The sequence below is a fragment of the Candidatus Margulisiibacteriota bacterium genome, assembly GCA_041650635.1.
GTDB lineage: Bacteria > Margulisbacteria > WOR-1 > JAKLHX01 > JBAZKV01 > JBAZKV01.
Genome location: JBAZKV010000017.1, coordinates 12,170 through 37,179 on the forward strand (window position 1 = coordinate 12,170; position 25,010 = coordinate 37,179).

Here is a 25,010-nt window from a genome sequence, read left to right on the forward strand (position 1 = left end):
TCACCGGAGAAAGCTCAGGATCGTTTTGGCTATCTTAAAGCCTGCTTTGGGGTCGCTGGCGCGGCGGATATTCTTTAAATACCTGGCGTAGGTCTGCGGCCTGGAGATGCTGGTGACGACCTTTGATATCTTCCTGTGGTCCTTTGCAACTACACCAAGCCCTTCTTTCAGGACAAATTCAACATTGCCTTCTTCCTGTCCGGGCAGCCAGCTGGTGATTATCAAGGGAAGCTCCTTGGCAAGGGCTTCGGCTATAGAGCCCGGCCCGGCTTTTGTTATTATGATGTCGGAGGCGCTCATCAGGTCCGGCACTTCGTTGGTAAAGCCGTAGACCTTCATCGGCATCCGGAACTTAGGCGCGGCTTTTTCCAGCCTGCGTTTCAATTTTTCGTTCCTGCCGGCAACTATTATCAGCTGAGCCTGCACTTTTGAATGGTTGAGCGCCGCCGCCGTCTCGTAGATGCTGCCGCCGCCCTCTCCTCCGCCCATCATGAGCACGGTGAACAATTTGGGAAAGAGCCCCAGGTCCGAGCGCAGCCTGCCTTTTTCTTTTGACGGCCTGCTGAACTTTGGATCTATGGGAAGCCCGATAAGTTTGACCTTGGATGGCGGGGCGCCGTATTTTACGGCAAGCTCTTTGGCTTTTTCGGTGGCCACTATTATGAGATCCACTTCCGGACAGACCCAGGCCGCGTGAATGCTGACCGGATCGGTGATCACCGTTATCATGGGGACCACTCTGCCCGCCTGCCGCATTGCCGCCACCGTTATGTGGTTTAACATGGGATGGACCGACACTACAACATCCGGTTTTCTCTTGCTCAAAAGCGCGGCCAGTTCTTTAACGATAAAGGGCCTTGCGATCTTTTCAAGGTTTTGCAGCTTCTTAAGGTCGTTAAGCCAGTAATAGAGCACTCCCCACATTTTTGGGGAATACTTGATCACAGGCCCGTAAAGCTTTGCAAATAGGTTGAGGAACTTACTGCATTCAGAGAACACATCCACCATTTCCTGAAGGGGCGCGTTCTTTCCTTCCAGCTCTTCAACGGCCCTCATCAGCGAGGTGGCAGCGCTGCGGTGCCCTCCTCCCGTGTCAGAGAACAGATAGAATATCTTCTTTTTCACTGAACCCCTCCTTGCCGCTTACTTTTTGTATCCCTGCGGGTGCTTTAAATGCCATTCCCAGGTATCGGATATGATCTTTTCTATAGTGGAGTGCTTCTGCTGCCAGCCCAGGGCGCTTTTTATCTTTGCGGAACTGGCTATCAGGGCGGGAGGGTCCCCTGCCCTTCTGGGAGAGTCCACCGCATTTATGCCTTTCTTAGTTATCTTCTCTGCGGCTTCCACTATCTGCCTTACCGAGAACCCGCTCTCCGACCCAAGATTGTAGACAGCGCTCTGCTTAGTTTTTGAGAGTTTTTCTAGGGCAAGAACATGCGCTGATGCCAGGTCTTTTACATGTATATAGTCTCTGATACAGGTGCCGTCCGGGGTCGGGTAGTCGGTGCCGAACACCTTGACATCTTTTCTGGCGCCGGAAGCGGCATGAAGCACCAGCGGGATAAGATGTGTTTCAACCTCCCGGTCCTCCCCGATATCATTTTCAAGATCGGCTCCGGCCGCATTAAAATATCTTAGGCAAACATGCTTTATCCCGTAAGGGGCTTCGTACCATTTCAGATATTCCTCTATCGTAAGTTTGGTCTGGCCGTAAGTATTTTCCGGAAGAGTAGGCTCTGTCTCAACTATCGGTATCTTTTTGGGTGCTCCGTAAACCGCGGCAGAAGAGGAGAACACAAAGAGCCCAACTCCTTCCTTTGCCATTGCATTCATCACATTTATCGAGCCCCGGACATTGTTCTCAAAATACTTGGCGGGGTCCTCCACGGATTCGGGAACGATCGTGAAAGCCGCAAAATGCATGACCGCGTCAAACCCGCGGCCGGACAGGGCTTTCCTTATGCTTTCTTCTTCCCTGATGTCCCCGATGATAAGCTCGATACCTTTGGGAAGGATCTGCCTGTGCCCGCAGCAGAGGTTGTCAAAAACCAACACCTCATGTCCGCTCTTCAAAAGGTCCCTTACGGTGCAGCCCCCTATAAAGCCGGCGCCGCCGGTCACAAGGACCTTCACTTTTTTTTGCCTTTCAGTGCTTCAAGATAGATCGCTTCTATCTGATCGCCGATAGTCTTCCAATTGTATTTTGTTTCAACCAGCTGACGGCCTCTTACCCCCATGCTCCTTGCCAGTTCAGGGTCTTTAAGCAGTTTGATGATAGCCGCCGACAGCCCCTCGATATCCCTGGGCTCCACCAGCAGGCCGCTCTTTCCGACCTCCATCACATTGTTGACGCCGGGTATGTTGGATGCGATAACGGGAGTGCTGCACGACATGGCCTCCAGCTGAACTATCCCGAAAGCCTCAAGCCTGTTTATTGATGGGAAGACATACATGGCAGCGGTTGAATAAAGCTGAACCATCTCATCAAGGTTCACTTTGCCGCGGAACTCTATATGAGACCTTACCCCGACTTTGTCTATAAATTCCTCTATATGCGGTTTTTCTTCCCCGTCGCCGCAAAGGACGAACTTGGCGTCCGGCACCTCTTTGAGGACAAGAGGGATAGCCCTGACAAGGTAGTCTATGCCTTTGTTGGAAGCGAACCTTCCCAGGAACAGGACTTTTTTCCTGTCGCGGGAAGCTTCTGAAAGGCCCTGCTTCTTAGCTGAAGCGTCGAACAGTTCATAATGTATCCCTATTGGGACAGCCTTATGCGGAAGGGTTTTCATGACCGGAGATGTGGAAGCATAGCTTTCGGTAGTGTTGATTATCACATCCACCTTTGGCAGCACCCACCTCGCGTACATGTTGGTCAGCTCCTCGACCGATTTGATCAGCCATTTGGGCATTTTTCTTCCCAGAAAGTTCTCGGATATTGTGGTGTCGCAGTGATAGGTAACGATGTGCGGGACCCTGAGCCTGTTGCGTATCGCCCTTGTAAAACCGAACGCGGGGCAGTGGGAATGGACCAGGTCAAATCCCTTGAGCATCGAAAGATTGAACTTGAAAGAGACCGGAAGATAGATGAAGTTCATTGCATCAAGACGGATAACGCTCAGGCCTTCCATGTTCTCTCTTGAAGGAGCGCCCGCTTCTTTGGGGACATTGTTGGTGATGACGGTCACTTCGTGGCCTCTGGATACCAGTTCAAGCGAAAGGTCCTTCACATATTTTTCGGTCCCTCCGAAATGAGGGAAAAAGAAAGGAACGCACATGGCTATCTTCATTTTCCTGCCTCCTTTTTATACCGTCCAGTATTGCAGCCTTCTTGACGCCGTCTCGAACAGCGGATCGAACCTGCCGATCTTTTTATAGTAGGTAAGCGCCTCCTTTATCTTATTTCTCTTCATTTCCAGGTCCCCAAGGTTAAGGTTGGCGGGACCAAAATCCTTATCGTTCTTAAGGGCTGCTTTGAACTCTTTTTCGGCCGAAGACAGGTCGCCCTTTAGCAGATAGCAGACCCCAAGGTTGTTCCTGTAGGCCGGACTGCCGCCATCCTGGCTGGAAACCTCAAAAAGGCGGGGCAGTGCGCTGTCAAGTTCTTTAGACATGATGTTTATGGCCGCCAGATTGTTGAGTGCCGGGTACAGCCCCGCATCCAGCTGGCTTGCAAGAAGGAATTCCTCTTCGGCGGCTTTAAGATGCCCCTTAAGCAGGCGGTCAAAGCCTTTGTTGTTCTGGTCCTGTCCAAAAGACATGGAGGTAAGGTCCTCATCATCTAAAAGCCTTGACCTTCTAAGGTCCCTTGCCCAGAGAGCGATCGGTTTTTCCAGGTCGTCGAGAGCAAAAACCAGCGCCGCGGCTTTGTTCCTGACCGAAGCCGGGTTTGCCTGCCCCAGAAGTTCCGCCCTCCTGGACAAGTCACCCAAACCTATGTCGCATGCAAGCACAGCCTCGTAGCATGCAAGAGCCCTGTGGACATCCCCCATGGCCTCATAACAGCTGCCCAGAAGCGCTCTTGCCTCATTAACGGATGCCTCGCTGTCCGGCGCTTTTGCCTCCAGGGATTTTTCGAACTGGACCTTTGCCATCTCAAAGCTGCCCTGCTCCTTGAAAGCCTGCCCCATCAGTTTGTGTGCCAGGTGCGCCCTGGTGGTGTCCTTAAGGGAATTCTGCAGATGCCGAATCGCCGCCTCAAAATTGCGTTTTTTGAGCAGAACTTTTGCCAGGTCTATGTTGAGAGCCACTCTCCAGGAATCCTGCTCAACTTTTGCCTTTACAGAGGAGACCTCGAGGTCCGTTTCTTTTTCGCTGGAGGCCCGGTATTTTTCCTGTATAGACCTGTCGTAAGGCGCCAGTTTCAGCGCCGACCTAAAGGAGTCCCCTGCCCTGTTATAGATATTCAATTTGTGGTAGGCCTGTCCCAGTATCAGGTAGGCGTCCGCAAGCGGTTTTCCCTTCTGCAGGTATTCTTCCGCCATGGCAATAGCCTTGCGGCATTCTCCGCCCGAAAGGAATGACTGCGAAAGCACCAGAAGGGCCTTCGTCATTTTGGGGTCCTGCTTTAGCAGTTCCCTGCACTTTTTTTCTATTTCGTCGGTCTCGGCCGGATCAAGCCTTGCAACAGCCGCATATTCTTCAAGGGCTTTCTCCGTCTGTTCTTTGAACATGTAGATCTCGGCAAGGCTTCTGTGGGAGATGGCCTGGTCCGGATAGGCCTTAACGATGGCAAGGTGTCCATCCATACAAGTATCGGCAAGCGCGGGATCGGCCTTGAATAACCGGTTATAAAGCTCGGCGGCCTCGCTGAAAGAGCCTTTGCCGACAAGGCACTTTGCCAGCTGCAGCGTTATGCTGCGGTTTTCCGGATAGGATGGAAGGAACTTTTTGAGCAGGCCTATCGAGGCCTCGTTGCACGAAGGGTCTGCCTCAAGCGCCAAAGAGATCTGCCTGGCTCCTTCTTCCGGTTTAAGGCTCCTGAAATACACTTCTGCAAGCTTCAGTCTTACACCTGGATCGCCCGGCCACTTTTCAACTATTGCCTCCAGTTTTTCACAGGCCTCCGTTACCGTTTCCGGGTCTTCTCCTGCCATCTTAAGTATAAGCGCGGCCGCCTTTCCGGGAGCCTTGATCCTTGCGTAGAGCTCCGTCAGGGTCCTTGCAGCCTGCACGCTGCCCGGCTTGTTCTCCATAAGCTGCTCATACAGGGATATCGCCTCTGTGTGTCTTTCCCGTTCTATATAAGCGGAGGCCAGGGCTTCAAGGAGCGAATCCTCGCCTTTGCCTGCCTTCATGGCCTTTTCAAGCAGTTCTATGGCGCCGTCTATCCTGCCCAGTTTTAGATAGATCTTTCCCAGCAGGTTATAGATGACGGCAGCTTCGGGGGCGATCTCAACAAGCTCTTCAAGCTCAATGACCGCGTCCTCAAGCTCTCCGACCGACAGGTAGTACTCCACCAGCCCCAGCCTTATGTCTATGTTCTCAAGGTCCTTCTGGATGGCAAGTTCAAAAGCGTTGACCGCATCAGAGAACAGCCTGGGGGAAAAAGAGGAAGCCAGCTTGAACTCTTTTGCTGCATCCTTATAGCTGCCTTTGCCAAGATAATAGGCGCCCAGGTCCCTGTGGGCCAAAGGGTCCCTTGGGTCCCTCTTCAGAGCTTTTTTAATGGCTTCCGCCTGTTGTTCCATTCTATTTAGAAATACCCTCTTTTATTATAAGGAAAGATCCGAGAATTGCAACAGTCGCGCTCGGTATCCAGGCAGCAAGCAGCGGGGCAAGCATCCCGCCCCTGCCCATGGAGCGGAACACCGAGGCAAAAACATAGAAGCTGAAAACAATGACCACCGAAAGCACAAACCCCCATGCCCTCCCCCCGCGCGGCGATGGCAGGCTTAAAGGGATCCCTATCAGCGCAAACACCAGGGTTGCCGCCGGTACTGAGAATTTCATATGGAACTCCGTAAGCAGCTGGCTGGTGTTGACACCGCTTTTTTTAAGGAAAGATATCATGGCTCCCAGTTCGGAACTGTTCATCTCCTGAGGGGTCTTGGGCTGGGAAAAGTTCATCACATTTTCTGCAACAAGTATCCGCATCTTTTCAAAACCGGCCTCATATTTAAGCGCGCCGCTGTCGTCATAATTGTGTATCACTCCCTCATACAGGATCCAGTCGGCGTCCTTCCAGGAGGCGGATTTTGCAGTTATCACTCTGGGATATTTTCCTGAGGACACTTCATAGATCATCAGCCCTTCCATTTTTGACTGGGAGGGGAAGATCCTGTTTATGTAATAGAACCGGTTGAAGTTGTCCTTGAAAAAGACCCTCTCTTTTATGTCCGGGGGAGGCTGTTTAAAGATGATCTGCCTTATGATCTTTTCTGACACCTTGTTGGACAGAGGCACCAGCGTTTCGTTGGTAAAGAACGCCAGTCCGCTGACCGCCAGGGACACGAGGAGCACCGGAGCGCAGATGCGGAAAAAATTGATCCCCGAGGTCCTTAGGGCTGTCAATTCGTTGTCCCTGGAGAGCCGTCCGAACACTATCGCGGTGGCAAAAAGAAAGGACACAGGATAGGTCAGCACCATTATGGAAGGCAGTTTATAGATCAGCAAGCGAAGCACCGCCAAGAACGGCACTCCGTTGTTGATTATAAGGTCCGTAAAGGTGAACAGCAGGTCAATGGTCATTATCAGCACAAAACCAGCTATCCCCGCCAAAAAAGGAAGAAAAAGTTCGCTGATAAGATAGCGGTCAAGTATCTTTATTGCCACTCTTGTTCTCTCAGACGCCTTTTTTCCCTTTTGACCGCCTGCGCCAGCTGTCTTCTCTTTCTCTGCGAAGGCTTTTCATAGAACTCTCTCCTCTTCATCTCTTCTATAATGCCTTCTCTTTTTATCTTGCTCTTGAACTTTCTGAGCGCCTTGTCTATGGGTTCTTCTTTTCTTACCTCAACTCTGACCAAAATACTCACCTCATTTCTTATATCACTTTTCTATTCGCTGTAATGCGGACACCTTCAACCCGGGGGCCAGTTCATGTGCCTGCCCCCCAAAAGATGAAAATGCAAATGGGGCACGGCCTGCCCTCCGTCTGCACCGGAATTGACAATTACCCTGTAGCCGGCCTTGTCAAGGCCTTTTTCCTTTACCAGATGACGGATGGCTTTATGAAGCGCTTCAAGCAATACAGCATCAGTGGCATCCTCAAGTTTTTCAATATGCTTTCTTGGAACTGCCAGTATGTGCACGGGAGCCTTTGGATCGATATCGTTAAAACACACCACCCTGTCATCGCTGTAAACGACCCCAGGGGCCTTATCGTCCGAGGCGATCCTGCAGAAGATGCAGCCGCTCAACTTTTTTCCCCTCCCGAGCCTTTGGGCTCATACTCATATTGTAGACAACAAAGCAGCTTTCCGCAAATCCCCGAAGTCTTGGTCTGGCTTATCTGTATCCCCTGCTCCTTTACCATTTTTACCGTCACTCTGGGAAAATCCTCCAGGAAGGTGCTGCAGCAGAACGCCCTTCCGCACGGTCCCACACCCGAGAACAGGCGGGTCTCGTCGCGGGAGCTTATCTGGCGCAGTTCCACCTTTGTTGCAAGTGATCCCGACAGTTCTCTGGAGATCTCTTTAAGGTTGACGGTCTTTTTCTGGTCGGTTATCTTGTAATAAAGTATCAGACGGCTCATGTCGAACAGGTACTCCAGCTGCAGCACTTTTACCGGGGCTTCGTATTCGCGCATTTTGGAGCAGACCGTGCAGTACGCCTCTCTTTCTTTGGAAATGAGCTCTCTTTCCTTTTCGATGTCTTTGTCGGAAGCGTACCTGATGACCTTGCGCAGCTTTATGTCGGAACCGGGATGCCTGTCGTGCTCGTCCTTGACCGACACTATCCAGCCGAACTCCGTGCCGCGGTCGGTCTCGACTACCACCGCATGCCCCACCTTGAGCTCGTCATCTTTGTAGCCCTTAAGCGGCGTTATATTGTTGAACTTCCTGAATTTTATGCCCAGCAGTTTCATAATGCCCCGCCCAGCCGCAGCGCCATGTGGTCAAGCGCTATCCTCTTGTTGGCCTTTCTTTTTATGTCCCTTGCAGTATCAAGCACTATCCTTGAGTCCGAGAACCTTTTTAAGCCAAAGAGGTGTTTGGCAACAGCATAAAGCTTTGGCATGAGAGTTTCCTTGTCCGCTGCCAGCTCCTTAGAGAACGACAAAAATGACGACAGCTGCCCTGACGGCAGTTTGACCTTCCAAGGAGCTTCTTCTTCCTCCGGATTAGTGAAGAGTATCTTCTGGCACCTTGAGACCACGGTCTTGGGCAGATGGTCCTCTCTTGCGCTGGTTAAAATGAACAATACTTTTTTGGGGGGCTCTTCAAGTGTTTTAAGAAGGCAGTTAAAAGCCTCCTTGGTCAGCCTTTCGCTTTCGTTCATCAGCACTACAAAATACGCTCCCTCGGAAGGCCCGTATTTTATGAGTTCCTGAAGCTCCCAGATCTGTTCTATTCCTACCGTCTGCCTGTCTTCTCTTGGCTCAACCTCCAGAACATCCGGATGAATGCCTTTTTTTATCTTGGAGCAGGAACTGCATTTTCCGCAAAGCGTGTGGCAGTTAAGAAGGGAGGAGTAATCAACGGCTATTTGCCTCATTTCGGCCAAATTCTGCCCGCAGAAAAGGAACGCGCTAGGTATCCTTTTGTTCTCAAAAGAGCCAAAAAGCATCCTTTTTGCTCTTTGCTCCCCTTTTACCCGGGTAAATTCCATGATGTTCTGATTTTATCATATTTATCTGCCGCCCGAAGCCCTGTACACATCGTAGACATCCGACACTTTTCTTACGGCATCCATTACCTGCTTCAGCTGCGATGAGCTTTTAACATCTACAACAAGCGTGATTATGGCGCTGCTGCCCTTTTTAGTCTTGACATCCGCGGAGCTGATGTTGGTCCTGGTCTCGGAGATCTGGGCCAGGATGTCCTTTAGGACCCCTACCCTGTCAAAGGCCTCCACTTCTATGCTGACCGGATAAAGGGTGCCGGAGCTCTCGTCCCACTGCACCTCCACGCATTTTCCCTCCTTCTTTTCATGGGCGGCAAGGCTCTTGCAGTCCGCCTTGTGGATGGACACTCCCTTGCCTTTTGTGACAAATCCCACCACCTCGTCGCCCGGCAGAGGATAACAGCACTTGGAAAACCGGGTAAGTATGTTCTTTGCGCCCATCACCCTGATACCGGAGGACGGACTTATCTTTTTGGGAGGCTGGGACAGCATGGGTTTGAGAACTTCTTCTTCGGTCTGGGGCAGCGGTTTTTTCTTTTCCAGGTTCTGCCTGATCTTTTTTGCGGTCGCAAAAGCGCTCATCTCCCCCCAACCTATAAGGGCAAAGAGGTCCTGCCCGTTTGTTATATTCTGTGCGTTGAACAGGAATCTTAGGTTTTCTTCCGAAACCGCCTCCGGATCATCAACTCCAAGGGCATTAAGCTCCTCCAGGAGCAGAAGTCTTCCTCTTTCAATGTTGTCCTCTCTCTTTTGTTTCTTGAGCCAGTTCTTTATCTTGGCCCTTGCCCCTGAGGTTTTTACAAAATCAAGCCAGTCAAACCTCGGGTTCTCCTTGCTGCCGGTCAGGATATCTATGATATCCCCGTTCTTGAGCTTGTAATCAAGAGGCACTATCTTGCCTTTGCCTTGGCTCCCTGGCAGCGGTGCCCCACCTGAGTGTGAACATGATACGCAAAATCAACTGGAGTGGAATCCACCGGAAATGAGAACACATCCCCTTTGGGGGTATAAACAAAAACCTCGTCGATGAACAGGTCGATCTTGAGGCTTTCCATGAAGTCTTTTGCATCCTTGACATCTTTCTGGTAATCGAGCATCTGGCGCAGCCAGGCCAGTTTTGAGTCGAAGGCCTTGTCGGTGCCCTTTTCCTTGTATCTCCAGTGGGCTGCTATGCCGTATTCGGCGGCCTTGTGCATTTCGTGCGTCCTTATCTGCACTTCGACCGGTTTGCCGCTGCTTCCGATAACCGTTGTGTGCAGGGTCCTGTAGCCGTTGGGCTTGGGCATGGCGATAAAATCCCTGAACCGGCCCGGGATCGGTTTCCAGATGGAGTGTATGACCCCCAGCACAGCGTAACAGTCTTTGACCGAGTCCACCAGGACCCTTATGGCTATCAGGTCATAGATGTCGTCAAATTCCACGTTCTTTTGAACAAGTTTTTGGTAGATGCTGTAAAAATGCTTTGTCCTTCCGGATATCGAGGAATTTATCGCGACTTTATCCAGGGCTTCCTTTACCTGAAAGATAAAGTCCTTCATAAAGTCCTCGCGCTCCTGCTTTTTCTGCGCGACCAGTCCTTTTATCTGGTCAAACTTGTCCTTTTCGAGGTAGTAAAAAGCCAGGTCCTCCAGCTCCCACTTTAGGCTCCAGACCCCCAGCCTGTGGCAGAGCGGAGCATAGATCTCCCTGGTCTCCAGCGAGATCTCTTTTTGTTTTTCGACAGGCAGGTATTTCAGGGTCCTCATGTTATGAAGCCTGTCGGCCAGTTTTATCACGATAACCCTTATGTCCTCTCCCATGGCCAGGAACATCTTCCTGTAGTTCTCGGCCTGATGCTCCTCCTTGGAGCCAAAGGAGATCTTCCCGAGTTTGGTGACCCCGGCCACGAGCCTTGCCACATTATGGCCAAAAAGGTCGGACACCTGTTTTTCGGTTATACCGCCGTCCTCGATCGAATCGTGGAGCAGGCTGGCGCACACAGAAGAGGAATCCTGCTCAAGTTCGGTAAGGATCTCGGCCACGGCCATCGGATGTGTTATAAAGGGTTCGCCGGAAAGGCGTTTTTGTTCCCGATGGGTCTTTTCGGCAAATTCATAGGCGGTCCTGATAAGGTCGATCTCGGCGTTGGGCTCGTAGGCCTTTATTTTTGCTATCAGTTCTTCTATGGAAAGCATTTATCTACCGTTTTGGGCCCCTGCCGTAGGATACGGTCCTTCTGTCCATCACGCCTATGCTGGGCGGGATCGCGGACCTTTTTCTGTGCTCATAAGGCCTGCTCTGCGGCTGATGCAAAGCCGCCTGTTTATCGGGTATCATTTTCGATACCGCGATTATCTTTGCCGAATTCTCCAGGCACACTGCCCACTCGTAGGCCTCTTCAAGCGTTGAGGCGGCGACAAAAAAGCCGTGCCCCTTGACCGCTGCGGCCTTGTATCCGGAAGAAAAATTGGAGGAAATAGACCTTGCGGCTTCTTCGGTGGAGATGCCCTGCCTCAGCCTTACGATAGGGACCCCGTTCTGGAAGATCATCGAACCTTTGGTATCGGGAAGCATGATCTTGTTCTCGGTAATAGATAGAGCGCAGACATATGGGGAATGCGCGTGAATAACGGCTCCGCAGGTGGTAGCCTGGTAGATAGCCCTGTGCACGGGCAGATCAACGCTGGCCTCCTGGTCCTTTTCCGATCCCTCAAGCACAGGCACATTCACAAGGTCGTAGTCCTTCAGGTCCGAGAGCCAGCAGTTCCTTTTTGTGATACGAAGGTCTCCTTCCTGTCTTATACTGATATTGCCGCTCTTGGGATCGTTCATCCCCAGCAGGAACAGCGCACTGCCTATCGCCCTGAATCTTTCGAACATATCCTTTTCTCCTTTTCCCGTTTTGTTTAAAGACATTCAAATCTCGAAAAAGCGATGAACTCTCCGAACCTGCTGATTATGTCCTTTTCCTTAAGGCTTTTCATCCTGTCAAGAGAAAAATCCTCGACATTGTAAGAGGCCATTACGGAGCCTATGACAACGGCTTTTTTGATGTTCTCTATGCTCGTATCATTAGTTTTTGCCAGATAGCCGATAAATCCTCCTGCAAAACTGTCGCCTGCGCCGGTCGGGTCCTTCAGATTTTCCTGCGGATAAGAAGGAGCGGAAAAATGGCACCCTCTGGAAAAATAGAGCGCCCCGTGCTCCCCTTTTTTCACAATCACGGCTTTTACTCCCTGAGCAAGCAGTTTTTTTGCCGCCGCAACCACCGACGGGGTCCCCATCAGCTGCCTTGCTTCCATGTCGTTGAGCAGCATAAGGTCAGCTTTTTTCGCCACTTTAAGGAGAGCCTGTTTTTTTGTGTCTATCCAGAAGTTCATGGTATCGGCGATCACGAACCTCGGACTATCCAGGCTTTCGATGACCTTAAGCTGAAGTTCTGGGTCCATGTTGGCAAGAAAAACGAATTCACTGTTTTGGGAGGCTTCGGGGACCCGGGGATCGAATTTTTCAAAAACATTCAATTGAGTGTCAAGTGTGTGGGCCTGGTTCATATCGTATTCGTAGTAGCCGTCCCAGTGAAAGGTCTTGCCGTCAACTGTCTGAAGCCCTGACAGATCTATGCCCCTGCCCTCAAGAAAACGCACATGTTCTTTTGGAAAGTCCCTGCCAACTATGCCCACAAGCGCCACCTTGGAGAAAAAACTGGCGGAAACGGAAGCGTGAACGGCAGAACCCCCGAGGATATTTTCCTTTTCCCCGAACGGAGTTTTGATGTTGTCAAGCGCAACGGAGCCAACGATAAGAACGGGCATCAAGATAAACCTTCCGTACAGACTGATCTTACAAAGATGGGAATATGTATGGGATCATTATACCATACGGCTTTCTACTTAAAGTACTCCTGCAGGGCTTTTACCGAGAGGGAGTTCTTCTTCATGGACTCTACCGCACCTGCAATGGCCGAGGCCCCGGCAAGCGTGGTGGCCACAAGAACCTTGCCCAAAAGCGCGGCTCTTCTTATCTGATAATCGTCTTGTCTGCTCCCTTTCCCCAGCGGAGTATTTATTACAAGGTCTATCTTTCCCGACCTTATCTCGTCGACTATATTGGGCCTGCCCTCCGAAAATTTTTTCACCTTCTGCACATCCAGGCCCGACCTGCCCAGGGAATTAGCGGTACCCTCGGTGGCAACTATCTTGAACCCGAGAGAGGAAAAGACCTTTGCGATTGGAACAATATTGCGCTTATCCTTGTTCTTTACGGAAATAAAGACCGTTCCTCCCGCGGGAAGTTTTTCGCCGGCACCCAACTGAGCTTTGGCGTAGGCAAGACCAAAGCCATCCGCTATCCCCATCACCTCTCCCGTTGACTTCATCTCCGGACCGAGCAGGATATCCTGGTTCGTAAATTTGATAAAGGGAAAGACCACTTCTTTCACGGAAACATGAACGGGGACTTTTTCCTTGATCTTGAGTTCTTTAATGGTTTTTCCCGCCAAAACCCTTGCCGCAGCCTTAGCCCAGGGTATTCCTGTCGCCTTCGAAACAAAGGGGACAGTGCGGGACGCTCTGGGATTGACCTCAAGAACATAGACCTTGTCGTTCTTTACGGCATACTGGATGTTCATCAGGCCCACTACTTTGAGTTTTTTTGCCAATGCGTAAGTGTATTCCTTTATGGTCTCGACCGTCTCCTGAGCTATAGAATACGGAGGAAGGACACAGGCGCTGTCCCCGCTGTGGATGCCCGCCTCCTCTATATGCTCCATTATCCCCGCTATTACGGCCTCTCTGCCGTCGCAGAGGCAATCAACATCTACCTCTATCGCATCCTCAAGGAATTCATCTATGAGTATGGGATGATCGGGGGAAACCTGCGAGGCGGTCTTCATATAGGTCATCAGGGACTCGTCATCATACACTATTTCCATTGCCCTTCCGCCAAGGACATATGAAGGCCGGGCCAGCACCGGATAGCCTATTTTCTGCGCGACCGCTCTTGCTTCTTCGTACGACATGGCGCTCCCGTTGCTGGGCCTTGGAATGTCCAGCTTGGCCAGCAATTTGTCAAATCTTTTCCTGTCTTCTGCCGTATCTATCGAGTCTGAAGAGGTCCCGAGCAGTTTGACACCGGCTCTTTCCAGAGGCACCGCCAGCTTAAGAGGTGTCTGTCCCCCGAACTGGACAATGACCCCGACGGGATTTTCTTTTTCCACGATGTTCATCACATCCTCAAAGGTCATGGGCTCAAAATAGAGCCTGTCGGAAGTATCGTAGTCGGTAGAAACAGTTTCAGGATTGCAGTTGACCATTATGGTCTCAAACCCGTCCTGTTTCAGCGCAAAGGAAGCATGCACACAGCAATAATCAAACTCGATCCCCTGTCCTATCCTGTTGGGCCCGCCGCCCAGGATCATTATCTTTGGCCGCTGGGACGGCAGCACTTCGTCCTCTTTTTCGTAAGTGGAATAGTAATAAGGAGTATATGCCTCGAATTCTGCCGCACAGGTATCCACGGTCTTATAGACCGGAACAATGCCGGCATCTTTCCTGACCTTTCTCACCTGAGTTTCGGACATCCTCCAGTACCGTCCTATCTGCCTGTCGGAAAAACCCATGCGCTTGGCTTCTTTGAGCGTGTCCAGGTCGCAGTCAACCACCTTATCCTTTATCCTTGCTTCCGCTTCAACTATCTGGAGGATATTGTCCAGGAACCATTTGTCTATTTTGCTCAATTTTGCTGTTTCGTCCAGGGACATGCCGTTCTGGAAGGCCTGCTTAATATAGAACAGTCTCTCCGCATTGGGGATACTAAGTTTTTCCTTGATCTTTTCTAACGGAATGGAGGCCTCAGAAAGCTTTTCAAAGACCGAGAGAGCCAGCTGAGACTCATCAACATCGCTTCCGTCCTTCTTAAGGTCGTCGAGCCCGCTCACATCTATCTCCAGCGAGCGCAGGGCCTTTTGAAGGGACTCCGTAAAGGTCCGGCCGATAGCCATGGCCTCGCCCACGGATTTCATTTGCGTGTTCAGCGTCCTGTCGGCGGCCGGGAATTTTTCGAAGGTGAACCTTGGCAGCTTGGTAACAACATAATCTATGGAAGGCTCAAAACAGGCAGGCGTCTTCTTTGTAATATCGTTGGGGATCTCGTCCAGGGAATATCCCACGGCCAGCTTGGCCGCTATCTTTGCAATGGGGAAACCGGTGGCCTTTGATGCAAGAGCGGAACTGCGCGAGACCCTGGGGTTCATCTCTATTATCACAACCCTGCCGTTATCGGGATTAACCCCGAACTGTATGTTGGAACCTCCGGTATCGACGCCGATCTCCCTGATGACCGCGATAGAATAGTTCCTCAAACGCTGGAATTCCTTATCCGTCAGGGTCTGCGCGGGCGCTACCGTAATGCTGTCGCCCGTGTGTATGCCCATCGGGTCAAAGTTCTCTATGGTGCAGATGATAACCACATTATCCTTGAGGTCCCTCATGACCTCAAGCTCATACTCTTTCCACCCGATTATGGACTCCTCTATCAGCACCTGGCCGATCTGGCTCATGGAGATCCCGGAGGCAACGATCGCCTTTAATTCTTCAAGATTGTACGCAATGCCGCCGCCAGAGCCGCCCATGGTGAACGCAGGTCTTATTATCGCGGGAAAACCGATCTCATCAATGGCCTTTACCGCTTCTTCAACACTGTAGACGAACGCGCTCCTGGGCAGGTCCAGACCGATCCTTGACATGGCTTCCTTGAACAGCTGCCTGTCCTCGGCTTTTTTAATGGCCTCAAGGCTTGCGCCTATCAGCTCTACTCCATGCTTTTTAAAAACGCCTTTTTCTCCTAGTGCTACCGTCACATTAAGCGCTGTCTGGCCTCCGAGGGTCGGCAGCAGCGCATCAGGCTTTTCGGCTTCTATGATCTTTTCCACAACCTCTGGAGTGATGGGCTCTATGTAAGTTCTGTCGGCAAATTCCGGGTCGGTCATTATCGTGGCGGGATTGCTGTTGACAAGGACCACTTCATAGCCTTCTTCTTTGAGAGCCTTGCACGCCTGGGTCCCGGAATAATCAAATTCGCATGCCTGTCCGATCACGATGGGACCTGAGCCTATCAGCATTATTTTTTTGATGTCGCTTCTTTTCGGCATTTCAGAAGCCATTATAACACGGGGTTATATTGACCTTACGGCCCCTTATACTATAATTAGGCAAAAGGAATAAAGCATGCCCATAGAAGGACTGCCAGGCTCGAACCAGCAGGCTGCCGCGGCCGGCGCCGGAGGCATAATAGGCACCGGCTTTGAAAGGACCGTCAACAAAGATAAGATAGCCAACGCCGTTGATATAAATGTCGCCGTCCCGTTCAAAAGCGTCTTTCTTGAGATGATCTCCCCGGACGCGCTTTCCGAACTTGCCAAAAAAGGAGAAAGAAAGCCCGGAGAAGAAGAACTGGATTACCTTGAAAGAATGGCCACCATAACGGAGCACAAACTGAGAGCCTCAGTTAAAAAGGCCGATAAAAGCGCGGACAGGACAAAAAGAAATGACGGGGAAAAGAAAGAAGAAAAGGAAGAAGCCCCGAAACTTGCCCCGGCGGAATACATCACCTCAATAGACAACATAAAGAAAGTGAAGACCGACCTGGTAAGGGATTACATCGGACTTTCCGCGAAAAAGATGGCCGCAAGGTCCGACAAGGAAAAGAGTGAACTGGATGTCATGGTGCGCTCTGCCGAAGCCGCGCTGATCGAGGCGGGCCTTACGATAAACGATATCAGGTATCTTGATTATAAAACGCAGGAGATACTAAAACGCATCTTCCTGCTGGCGATAAAAGACCGGTTCATGATCTCTCTCAGCAGTCCATCCGACATGGCCGACTATCTTGTAAAGACGGACAAGCCCGCTTCTGCGATAGATTATCTTTCTTCTCTGGAAAAGGACTTCGCCACTATAGTCGATATCGCGGCCCTGATGAAAAAGTACAGCCTGGGCGACCTCATCAGCATATCCGACTTCATAAAAGTTGATATCAGATACTGGATAGACAGTTTCAACAAAGAAAGCATCGCTATCTCCAGTATAGATGACTTTTACAAAAACTATGCCGGGGCCCTTTCGGTTGCCGACCTTTCCCCTGAGATCAGTTCGTTCCGCTCCCTGTCCGTGGAATTCTATCTTACGGAAGGCTTTTTCAAGGGGCTGGCCATGCGGCAAAAAATGAGTAGCGAAGGGGTAAAGCTGGAGAAGATCGGACTTGCCAGGCAGGATGTGGAGAACCTGATGTCACAGGGCCGCAGGATAGCATGGCTAAAGACCATAACACACCTTAAAGAACAACACCTGAAAAGGATCCTGACCGCCTCTTCCGATGACTTTGAAAAGGAATCAAGAGCGATAGAAAAACTAACGAAAAAAGCAAGGACCCTGGGCTATGACATACCGGCCGAAGGGATAAAATGGATAAACACGGGGCTTGCCCAGCTTGCCTATGACAGCGCTTCTTACAAGGCCGAGCTGCTTAAGTCGATGCAAAAATTGTCCTTTGACGAAAAAAGGGAAAAGGACATCAGACATCTTGAAGCCATCCTGGGATCGCTAAAGAACAGGGCAAAAAGATAGAGACTGCTTATTCCAGCCCTGTCAGCCGGTGGGTCTGCGGTATGACCAGCACTTTTTCAAGCCTTTTCTTTGCTATCGCCTGAAATGACAGCAGCTGCTCCGGCGCCGGATTAAACTTTGCCCCTCTTTGAGGGGTGGCCGGCTGCAGCACAAGAGGGACAGAGCTCTCCACCCGCTCTATCAAAGCGCACATCTCATCTATCTCTTTAGGAAGGGTGTCCTTTGTTACCACGGCTTTGACGAACACATTCTTAAAGAGCGCCGTCTCGAGAAATTTTTCGTGCTCCTTAAAATAGGAAGCGCAGCCGGTTGCAGAGGGCAGTTTTATGTCCATGGCCACAATATCCACCAGGTCCACTATTTCCGAAAGATGGTCCGGCAGTGTGCCGTTGGTCTCAAGATACTTTTTGAGTTTCAGTTTCGGGAGCAGTTCCTTCAAAAAATCCACCTGCAAAAGAGGCTCTCCCCCGGTTATGCTGACGGAGTGGAACAGTTTTGGGTTCGTTAATATCTTGTCAACTTCTTTAACAACATCGTCTGGTGTAAAAGGATTGTCGTTTTTCTCGACGGTATCACAGTACTCGCAGGAGAGATTGCACCCTATGAACCTTATGAATATCTGACGCTCACCAACATAGAGGCCTTCGCCCTGGATGCTCTGGAATATTGACGAGATCTGCCCTAAAGAGGTCATCTTGAAAATTCTTTAGTTATGACCTGACCGGGAGAGCCTCCACTATAGACGAGTTCGGAGCCGGAGTATATTTTAACGGCCTGGGCGTTTCCTATCTTGATGGTAGCCCTGTCTTTGGCCTCTACCGTTTTGGAGGTCCCTTCGTAATAGACCCCTTCAAAAGCAGGGACCCCGTCCGAGTAAGCCCTGATCCAGGACCTGCCGCTAAGTTCCAACCGCAGCAAAAGGCCGGCTTTCTTTGAAACGACCGGTTTTGCCGCCTGCTTTGGATGTGGGCCGGAAGTTTTCAACAAAGACAACGCCCCCCATGACACAAAAAAGACAAGAAGGACCGCAAGCACTGCGGGGACCGCGTATTTGTACCGGTCATCCGGCACAAAGGCCCGCGCTGTTTTGTTCTCTGCCGGAACAACAGAAGGGGTTTGCTTTTTAGATAATTTTTTGAACTCGTGCAGCGCCGGCCTGGGGTCAAGCCCGAGATAATCTGCGTAGATCTGAAGGAACCCTTTTGCCACGATCTCATTGGGTATCCTTGCAAATTCGTTGGCCTCTATTGCTGCAAGGTAAGGCTTTGATATCTTGGTATCTTTAGCAGCTTTGTCTAAAGAAAGCTCCCTGGAAAGCCTTTTGTCCCTGAAAGTCTGGCCTATGTCAAAATGTGTTTCACTCACTGCGCTGCTTCTTCTAAGCGGCCGTCCTGCGACTGCCCCATCAACAGGGACAGGTCCTCTTCTATGGGCGGCAGATCGCTTAAGTCGTTGAGCCCAAAATGCTTGAGAAAGTCGACAGTAGTTGAATAGAGTATTGGCCTTCCCGGAGCCTCGCTCCTTCCGCTTTCCCTTATCAGGTTCTTTTCCAGAAGCGATTTTATCGGGCTGTCGGACATCACTCCCCTTATCCTTTCGATGTCGATCTTGGTCACCGGCTGCCTGTAGGCGATTATCGAAAGAGTTTCAAGAGCCTGCCTGGAAAGAGACACGGATACGGGGGAATTAAGGAATTTGTCTATAAAATCGCTGTATTGCGGCCTGGTGGCAAGGATATAACCGTTGGCGACCTTGATCACCTGAAGAGGCCTGCTCTCATATTCCAGCGCTATCTCTTCCAAAAGCCTTCCGGCCTCCGACTCCTCATATCCCGTCACAAGGCTTATCTCGCCCGGGCTGACGGGTTTTTTTGTCACGAACAGCAGGGATTCTATAACTGATTTCCTGTCGTCTGCGCCGCTATCCTGCATCAGGACACCTCCTGCATTCCCGCCTTGGGAAAGATCTGTATGCAACCGAACCGTATGTCCTGTTTGATCTGAACGGCTTTCTGCCTCATCAGTTCAAGCACTGCAAGAAAGGTCACGATTATCTCAAGCCTTGACCTTTTTTCAAAAAGGTCCTCAAAGGCCAGATACGAAGGGGACAGCGCCAGTTTATCCAGGATCTGGTTGATCCTTTCCTCAACTGTTACGATCTCATCCACTATCTCGCCGCCGCTTCCGGCGCTCTTGGCCGAAAGCCAGATCTTTCTGAAAGCCGCGGTAAGGTCGCTTATTGCAACATCCGACAAAAAGACGCTGACCTGTTGGGGGCACTTTTCCTCCGTCCTGAAACGGTGATAGATCCTGGAAAAGAGCTCTTTCCTCTCTTTTAGGACGGCCGAGCGGTCCTTAAAGACCTTGTACAGCGCCAGATGGTCGACCAGGCAGGATTCTATCTCTTCCACCTCGTGGCTTTCCTCTTCAACGGGCAGCAGCCCCTTGGACTTTCTCTCTATCAGATAGGCCGCAATGAGGAGGAACTCGGAGGCAATTGAAACATCCATTTTTGGCAGGCAGGCAAGGTATTCCAGATACTGTCCGGTAACCTTGGCAAGGCACACTTCCAAAACTTCCATCGAACGCTTCTCTACCATCGAGAGCAGCTCTTCAAAATGTCCTTCGTAGTTGTCCAGCTTTACGCTGAAAGAAGAAAGAGCGGATATTTCATCCTCGTCGGGAATATAAGTTCTGGAGCTTTTGTAGCTCTCGTTTTCAAGCTGTTGAACTATTTGCAAGCCGGTCTCCTTTAAATCAGATGCATCGCCTTTTTTACTTCGGACAGGGTCCTTCTGGACTCCTCGGAAGCTTTTTTTCTTCCTTTTTCAAGTATATCATCCACTTTTTTAGGGTCTTTTTCAAGCTCTTTTCTCTTTTCCCTCGGGCCTTCCAGGGCTTTTACAAGTATCTCCGCCAGCTGTTTTTTGCACTCCACGCAGCCTATCGCTCCGGCCCTGCATTTTTTATCGATCTCCTGCGAGACCTCTTTGCCGTAGATCTTATAGTAGGAATGAACAACGCAGACTTCCGGATGCCCCGGGTCATCCTTTTTTATCCTTGCAGGATCGGTCACGGCAAGAGAGACCTTTTTCCTGATCTCATCAGTATGATCCGACAGGGCTATGGAGTTGCCGTAGCTTTTGCTCATCTTTCTTCCGTCCAGTCCAGGGATCACGGGAAAATTCGTCAGCATCTCCTTTGGCTCGGGAAAGACTTCGCCATAGAGATTGTTGAACCTGCGCGCGATCTCCCTTGTAAGTTCAAGATGGGGCAGCTGGTCCTGCCCTACAGGGACGAACTCCGCTTTATAGATGAGGATGTCCGCGGCCTGAAGTACTGGATATCCCAGAAAACCGTAGGTCGCAAGGTCCACCCCCTTGATCTCTTCTATCTTGCTCTTGTAGGTGGGGACCCTCTCCAGCCAGGACAGAGGCGTGATCATGGAAAAGATCAGGTGTAGTTCACTGTGCTCAGGGACCTGGGATTGAATAAAAAGAGTGGCCTTGTCCGGGTCTATCCCCGCGGACAAGAGGTCGACAGCCAGTTCGCGGATGCTCTTTGCAAAGTCCTTTGTATCGGAATAGCCGGTGGTAAGAGCGTGCAGGTCGGCAATAAAGAACAGGGATTCGTGCTTGTTCTGCAGGGCGGCCCAGTTGCTGACAGCCCCTGTCAGATTGCCCAGATGCAGCTTTCCGGAGGGCTGGATCCCGGATAATATCCTTGCCATGTTTTGAGTGGATTATATCACAGATCAGGAGGCGTTTCCAAATATCTCAGAGTAAATTCCCCGACCTCCTTAAAGACCGGGGCCGCCACGGTAGCGCCCCAGATAGAGCCTTTTGGATGGTCAAGCACCACGATTATCGCCACTCGTGGTTTTGTCGATGGAACAAATCCGACGACCGAGGCAATAAAATTGTTGCTGCCCATCGGGATATAGCCGCCCCCAGGCATCGGTTTTTGCGCCGTACCCGTCTTGATAGCGCTGGAATACTGCGCCAGTTTTGCCTTGTGGCCTGTGCCATGCTCCTTGAGAACGACCCCCCTCATGAGATCATTGACCTTTTCCGCTGTTCTATCTGAAACGACCCTTCTTATCTCCTCTGGGGAAGTGCCCCTTACAGTGGTCTTGTCGGAACTCTCGATCCTGGCAACCACATGGGGGCGCAGTAAGATACCGGAGTTGGCTATCGAAGAGACCGCGGCAAGCATTTGCAGAGGTGTTACCGCAAGAGTCTGTCCAAAGCTTATCATCGCCTCAGCGCTTTTATGCCATTTTTTGGGGGTCGGCACAAGCCCCCTTGCCTCTCCAGGAAAACCCGAACCTGTCCTTTCGCCAAAACCGAAGGACTTTATCTGGGAATAGAACTTTTCTTTGCCCACCTTAAGGCTTACATAAGTTGTGCCCGTATTAAGGGATTCCGCTATAACATCCCTCAGAGTGGGGTTCTTTGCCTTTACAGCATGGGAATTGCTGATGATGCGCCCGCCAACTTCCATCCTTGCCGGGCAGGGAACACGGGAGTCCGGTTCAAAAAGCCCCTCCTGTATGCCGGCCGCGGCTGTTATCACCTTGAATGTGGAGCCGGGCTCGTACATGTCCGTTATCGGACGCAGCTTCCAGTTCTTTACGGGTGAAGCCGAGGGATTATTGGGATCGAAATCCGGCCAGCTAGCCACTGCGAGCAGTTCTCCGGTCCTTACATCCATGACAGCAATGGAAGCGGTGTCGGGATGATATTTGTCAACTGCCTTTTTCAGTTCCCTTTCGGCAACATACTGTATGGACTCGTCGATCGTCAGATAAATGTCCATCCCGTCAGTCGGTCTCTGTATCTGCCTTGTGGTGCCTGTTGCTATCTGCTTGCCCCTTACATCCTTTTCAAAGATGTACTGGCCTTCTATCCCTCTGAGATACTTGTCCATTCCGTACTCGATACCGGACAATCCGTCATTGTCCAGCCCGACAGTTCCGATCAGCTGGGACGCAAAAGTCCCTTTAGGATATACCCTCTTCTTTTCCCTAAAGATGTCTATCTCCGTGCTGTTTATGCTCTTTGCATGCTCGGCTCTTTTCTTTTCGGTTTTCCTGATCAGCCAGAAAGCCGAGTTCTTTGCAAATTTTTCACCTATAAGGCCCTTCCTCTCAGGGAAAAACCTCAGCAACTCCTGCCGCACCCTGCTCTTGTCCTCCATCGCCCTTGGCCGAACAAACACCGAAAAAGTGTCCCTGGAAGTTGCCAGAAGAACGCCGTTGCGGTCAAAGATGTCGCCTCTGTCGCTTGCCAGCTTTACCTGCGAAGTCCGCTGATCCATCGAGAGCTCTTCATAAAACCTATGATCAAGCACCTGTATCAGCAAAAGCTTGACCAGAACGGCTGCAAAAGCCGCCAGAACAAAGAGGCGGACGAACATAAGCCTATTATTGACAGTGTCTTTCATCTGCGCTCTCTCGCGCTCTCTTTTCCGGTAACCTCAAGCAGCATCATCTCAAGGGCCGCCCTTGCATCGGGTGCGCTAGTCTTAAGCAAAAGATCTGTTTCCCTTAACACCTTTACGGCATGAGCAAGTTCTTTAAACGAATATTTTTTTGCGCCTTTTTCGCAGCGCTCCAGATAGTAATTAAGCCTTGCTCCGGACCTAAATGCACCGGAAGCCGTCTTTGCCTCGAGCATCATAGAGAACACCGCCCCGACCGAGCCTATTATGAGTTCATGCCTTGTCTTTGAAGAAAGGAGCACATTAAGCGCCGACAGAGCTTTTGCCGCGTCCCTCTCCTGCAGGGCATTTTGAAGCGCGAACGCGCTCAACTGCCCTCTGGTAGAAAGCTCTTTAACATCCTCTGAGGAAACCAGTTTCTTTTCTGCGCAGTAGGCGGCAAGTTTATTTATCTCCGTATCGATCTGTGTCAGCGATGGGCCCGATATCTCCGCAAGTATCTCTACGGCCTCTTTTTCCGCGGCAAGCCCCTCGCTCTTAAATCTTTCCCTCACCCAGGAGACCAGCTGCGCCTGCTCCCATTCCCTGAACCGCCTGAATTCCAGGACCTTTCCCTTCTGGGCAAAGAACTTGTAGAGCCGGCTTCTTTTGTCGAGGTTTTTTGCGGCGCAGACAAAGAGGACCTCCTGCGGCAGCTTAGAGAGGGCTTTTATCAGCTCTTCGGCAGCGTCATTTTTGGAAGCGGCGCTTTCGTCGTCATCAGCCTCTCCTCCGTCCTCGCCTTCTGTCTTCTTTCTTCCTGCGTGCCATCTTAACAGGACCATCTTTTTTGGGGAAAACATCGAAATGCCTGCGAGTTCGGCCAAAAGCCCCGGCTCCCCTATCCTGCCGGCCTCCAGGACCTGAAAGCCCATTCCCGGATCCCCGTTCCCAAGGTGCGCTGTTTTGAGGGCTTCTATCTCTTCGCGGATCAAAAGCTCTTCATCACCGTATAAAAGGTAAAGGTTATCCTTTTGAGAATGCATTGTCCCTAATTATAGAATATCCGCAAAGGTTTTTCTCTCGCTTGCGATCGTAGTGCTCCTGCCATGACCGGGATATACTTTTACTTCGGCAGGAAGAGCCAGTATTTTTTTCAGGGAAGCGGCCATCTGTTCTTCGGAGCCAAGTGGAAGGTCCACTCTTCCGCAATCCCGGCAAAAGAGAGTGTCCCCGGAAAACAGGGTCTTTTCGCTTTCTATGTATAGGCAGACGCCTCCGGGAGTATGTCCCGGAGTGTGGATCACTTTTATCTTGAGGCCCGCAGCCTCAACTGTTTGCCCGTCCTCATAACAGGATAAGCCGCTCAAAGGGACCGCACAAAAGCCAAGCAGAGACGCAAGTTTTGGTATTTTTCCGGACACAAGAAAGAGGTCGTCCTTGTGTATATAGACCGGCTTATTTGACAGGCAGGATTTACTCGCCAGAGCAGTAACATGGTCGTAATGCCCGTGGGTAAGGAACACTGCTTCAGGGACAAGTCCGTGTTTTTTTAATTCGGCACATAGTTTTTCTGGCTCCTCGCCGGGATCGATAACTGCCGCGTTACCCGAGGTGCCGTCGGTAGCAATATAGCAATTCGTCCTGATGGGGCCGACCTCTATGGCATATATCTTCATGACCACAATGATAACATCCGCACGGCAAAAGGAAAAAAGATATCCGGCTGTCCGTCACCTCAAAGGCCCCAGTAAGAAGGAATCTGAAAGGGATAAACATATTCCTGGCAGCTTGAGAAAAAGCCGTCGATGATAGCCATCGTATCAAGAGCAATGACCAGTTCTTCGTTGGTCGGGACCACCCATACGGGCATCGATGAATCAGTCCGCGATATACAGACAGGCATCTTGGGCCTAAAGGCCGCTTTGTTGGCCTCTTCATCCAGAAGTATGCCAAAAGGCCTTTCCTCAAGCCCCTGGAGGGTGCGGCTTCTGGTCCCGTAGTTGTTCTCTCCGGCTCCGGCCGTAAAGACCAGGCCGTCAACTCTTCCGAGGCTCGCCATCATTGAGCCTAAATACTTTCTTACCATATGGGTCTCAACCCTGCGCGCGAGCCCGCACCTTATATCCGGCTCTTCTTTTTCTGCAAGCTCGTCTATGGCCACCCTATCGCTGGAATACCCCGACAAACCCAAAAGCACTGATTT

24 protein-coding genes are annotated in these 25,010 nt (G+C 50.9%); 1 reads left to right on the forward strand and 23 read right to left on the reverse strand.

The window, feature by feature from the left end; translation table 11 throughout:
- From WC490_05800 to carB, 14 genes are all read right to left on the reverse strand, one after another.
- Positions 1-1,125 carry a glycosyltransferase gene (locus WC490_05800; protein MFA5098118.1) on the reverse strand — a complete coding sequence of 375 codons (1,125 nt, stop codon included), beginning with the start codon at positions 1,123-1,125 and terminating at the stop codon, positions 1-3.
- Positions 1,126-1,143: 18 nt separating this feature from the next.
- Positions 1,144-2,133: a UDP-glucose 4-epimerase GalE gene (galE, locus tag WC490_05805; protein MFA5098119.1), complete on the reverse strand. Its 990-nt coding sequence runs from the start codon at positions 2,131-2,133 to the stop codon at positions 1,144-1,146.
- On the reverse strand, positions 2,130-3,287 hold the full coding sequence (locus tag WC490_05810; protein ID MFA5098120.1) for a glycosyltransferase family 4 protein: 1,158 nt from the start codon (positions 3,285-3,287) through the stop codon (positions 2,130-2,132). The genes galE and WC490_05810 overlap by 4 nt, the downstream gene beginning before the upstream one ends.
- Before the next feature lie 15 nt (positions 3,288-3,302).
- A complete protein-coding gene (locus tag WC490_05815) occupies positions 3,303-5,687 on the reverse strand; it encodes a tetratricopeptide repeat protein (GenBank protein MFA5098121.1) in 2,385 nt (794 codons plus the stop codon).
- 1 nt (position 5,688) lies between these two features.
- A complete protein-coding gene (locus WC490_05820; protein MFA5098122.1) occupies positions 5,689-6,771 on the reverse strand; it encodes an LptF/LptG family permease in 1,083 nt (360 codons plus the stop codon).
- Complete coding sequence (gene rpsU / locus WC490_05825) at positions 6,762-6,962, reverse strand: 30S ribosomal protein S21 (protein ID MFA5098123.1); 201 nt, start codon at positions 6,960-6,962, stop codon at positions 6,762-6,764. The genes WC490_05820 and rpsU overlap by 10 nt, the downstream gene beginning before the upstream one ends.
- Positions 6,963-7,016: 54 nt before the next feature.
- Positions 7,017-7,355 carry an HIT domain-containing protein gene (locus WC490_05830; GenBank protein MFA5098124.1) on the reverse strand — a complete coding sequence of 113 codons (339 nt, stop codon included), beginning with the start codon at positions 7,353-7,355 and terminating at the stop codon, positions 7,017-7,019.
- Complete coding sequence (gene ricT / locus WC490_05835) at positions 7,352-8,023, reverse strand: regulatory iron-sulfur-containing complex subunit RicT (GenBank protein MFA5098125.1); 672 nt, start codon at positions 8,021-8,023, stop codon at positions 7,352-7,354. The genes WC490_05830 and ricT overlap by 4 nt, the downstream gene beginning before the upstream one ends.
- Entirely contained in the window at positions 8,020-8,766 is a 747-nt protein-coding gene (locus WC490_05840; GenBank protein MFA5098126.1) for a hypothetical protein, read from the reverse strand. Before WC490_05840 ends, ricT begins: the two co-directional genes overlap by 4 nt.
- Before the next feature lie 21 nt (positions 8,767-8,787).
- Positions 8,788-9,672, reverse strand: coding sequence for an ACT domain-containing protein (locus tag WC490_05845; protein ID MFA5098127.1), 885 nt, complete (start codon positions 9,670-9,672; stop codon positions 8,788-8,790).
- Entirely contained in the window at positions 9,672-10,955 is a 1,284-nt protein-coding gene (locus WC490_05850) for a RelA/SpoT family protein (protein MFA5098128.1), read from the reverse strand. The genes WC490_05845 and WC490_05850 overlap by 1 nt, the downstream gene beginning before the upstream one ends.
- 4 nt (positions 10,956-10,959) lie before the next feature.
- Positions 10,960-11,640 carry a class II aldolase/adducin family protein gene (locus tag WC490_05855; GenBank protein MFA5098129.1) on the reverse strand — a complete coding sequence of 227 codons (681 nt, stop codon included), beginning with the start codon at positions 11,638-11,640 and terminating at the stop codon, positions 10,960-10,962.
- A gap of 26 nt (positions 11,641-11,666) precedes the next feature.
- Positions 11,667-12,575: a PfkB family carbohydrate kinase gene (locus WC490_05860; protein ID MFA5098130.1), complete on the reverse strand. Its 909-nt coding sequence runs from the start codon at positions 12,573-12,575 to the stop codon at positions 11,667-11,669.
- Positions 12,576-12,649: 74 nt separating this feature from the next.
- Positions 12,650-15,910: a carbamoyl-phosphate synthase large subunit gene (gene carB, locus WC490_05865; GenBank protein ID MFA5098131.1), complete on the reverse strand. Its 3,261-nt coding sequence runs from the start codon at positions 15,908-15,910 to the stop codon at positions 12,650-12,652.
- Positions 15,911-15,986: 76 nt separating this feature from the next.
- On the opposite strand from carB, the gene WC490_05870 reads away from it, so the two are divergent.
- Positions 15,987-17,384, forward strand: a complete 1,398-nt coding sequence (locus WC490_05870; GenBank protein ID MFA5098132.1) for a hypothetical protein — start codon at positions 15,987-15,989, stop codon at positions 17,382-17,384.
- Between the two features lie 7 nt (positions 17,385-17,391).
- Here the strand turns inward: WC490_05870 and WC490_05875 are convergent, their stop codons facing one another.
- From WC490_05875 to WC490_05915, 9 genes are all read right to left on the reverse strand, one after another.
- On the reverse strand, positions 17,392-18,078 hold the full coding sequence (locus WC490_05875; GenBank protein ID MFA5098133.1) for a 7-carboxy-7-deazaguanine synthase QueE: 687 nt from the start codon (positions 18,076-18,078) through the stop codon (positions 17,392-17,394).
- Positions 18,075-18,749 (reverse strand): RodZ domain-containing protein, encoded by a 675-nt coding sequence (locus tag WC490_05880; GenBank protein ID MFA5098134.1) that lies wholly within the window; start codon positions 18,747-18,749, stop codon positions 18,075-18,077. Before WC490_05880 ends, WC490_05875 begins: the two co-directional genes overlap by 4 nt.
- Positions 18,746-19,315 carry an SMC-Scp complex subunit ScpB gene (gene scpB / locus WC490_05885; GenBank protein MFA5098135.1) on the reverse strand — a complete coding sequence of 190 codons (570 nt, stop codon included), beginning with the start codon at positions 19,313-19,315 and terminating at the stop codon, positions 18,746-18,748. The genes WC490_05880 and scpB overlap by 4 nt, the downstream gene beginning before the upstream one ends.
- Positions 19,315-20,124 (reverse strand): segregation/condensation protein A, encoded by an 810-nt coding sequence (locus WC490_05890; GenBank protein MFA5098136.1) that lies wholly within the window; start codon positions 20,122-20,124, stop codon positions 19,315-19,317. The genes scpB and WC490_05890 overlap by 1 nt, the downstream gene beginning before the upstream one ends.
- Positions 20,125-20,135: 11 nt before the next feature.
- The gene (gene trpS, locus WC490_05895; protein ID MFA5098137.1) at positions 20,136-21,113 is read right to left on the reverse strand and encodes a tryptophan--tRNA ligase; all 978 of its coding nucleotides are present in this window, start codon (positions 21,111-21,113) and stop codon (positions 20,136-20,138) included.
- A gap of 17 nt (positions 21,114-21,130) precedes the next feature.
- Complete coding sequence (locus WC490_05900) at positions 21,131-22,828, reverse strand: penicillin-binding protein 2 (protein MFA5098138.1); 1,698 nt, start codon at positions 22,826-22,828, stop codon at positions 21,131-21,133.
- Complete coding sequence (holA, locus tag WC490_05905) at positions 22,825-23,850, reverse strand: DNA polymerase III subunit delta (GenBank protein ID MFA5098139.1); 1,026 nt, start codon at positions 23,848-23,850, stop codon at positions 22,825-22,827. Before holA ends, WC490_05900 begins: the two co-directional genes overlap by 4 nt.
- A 9-nt stretch (positions 23,851-23,859) precedes the next feature.
- Positions 23,860-24,483 carry an MBL fold metallo-hydrolase gene (locus tag WC490_05910; protein ID MFA5098140.1) on the reverse strand — a complete coding sequence of 208 codons (624 nt, stop codon included), beginning with the start codon at positions 24,481-24,483 and terminating at the stop codon, positions 23,860-23,862.
- Positions 24,484-24,542: 59 nt separating this feature from the next.
- Positions 24,543-25,010, reverse strand: a 468-nt coding sequence (locus WC490_05915) for a propionate kinase (protein MFA5098141.1), incomplete at its 5' end; no start/stop codon positions are given.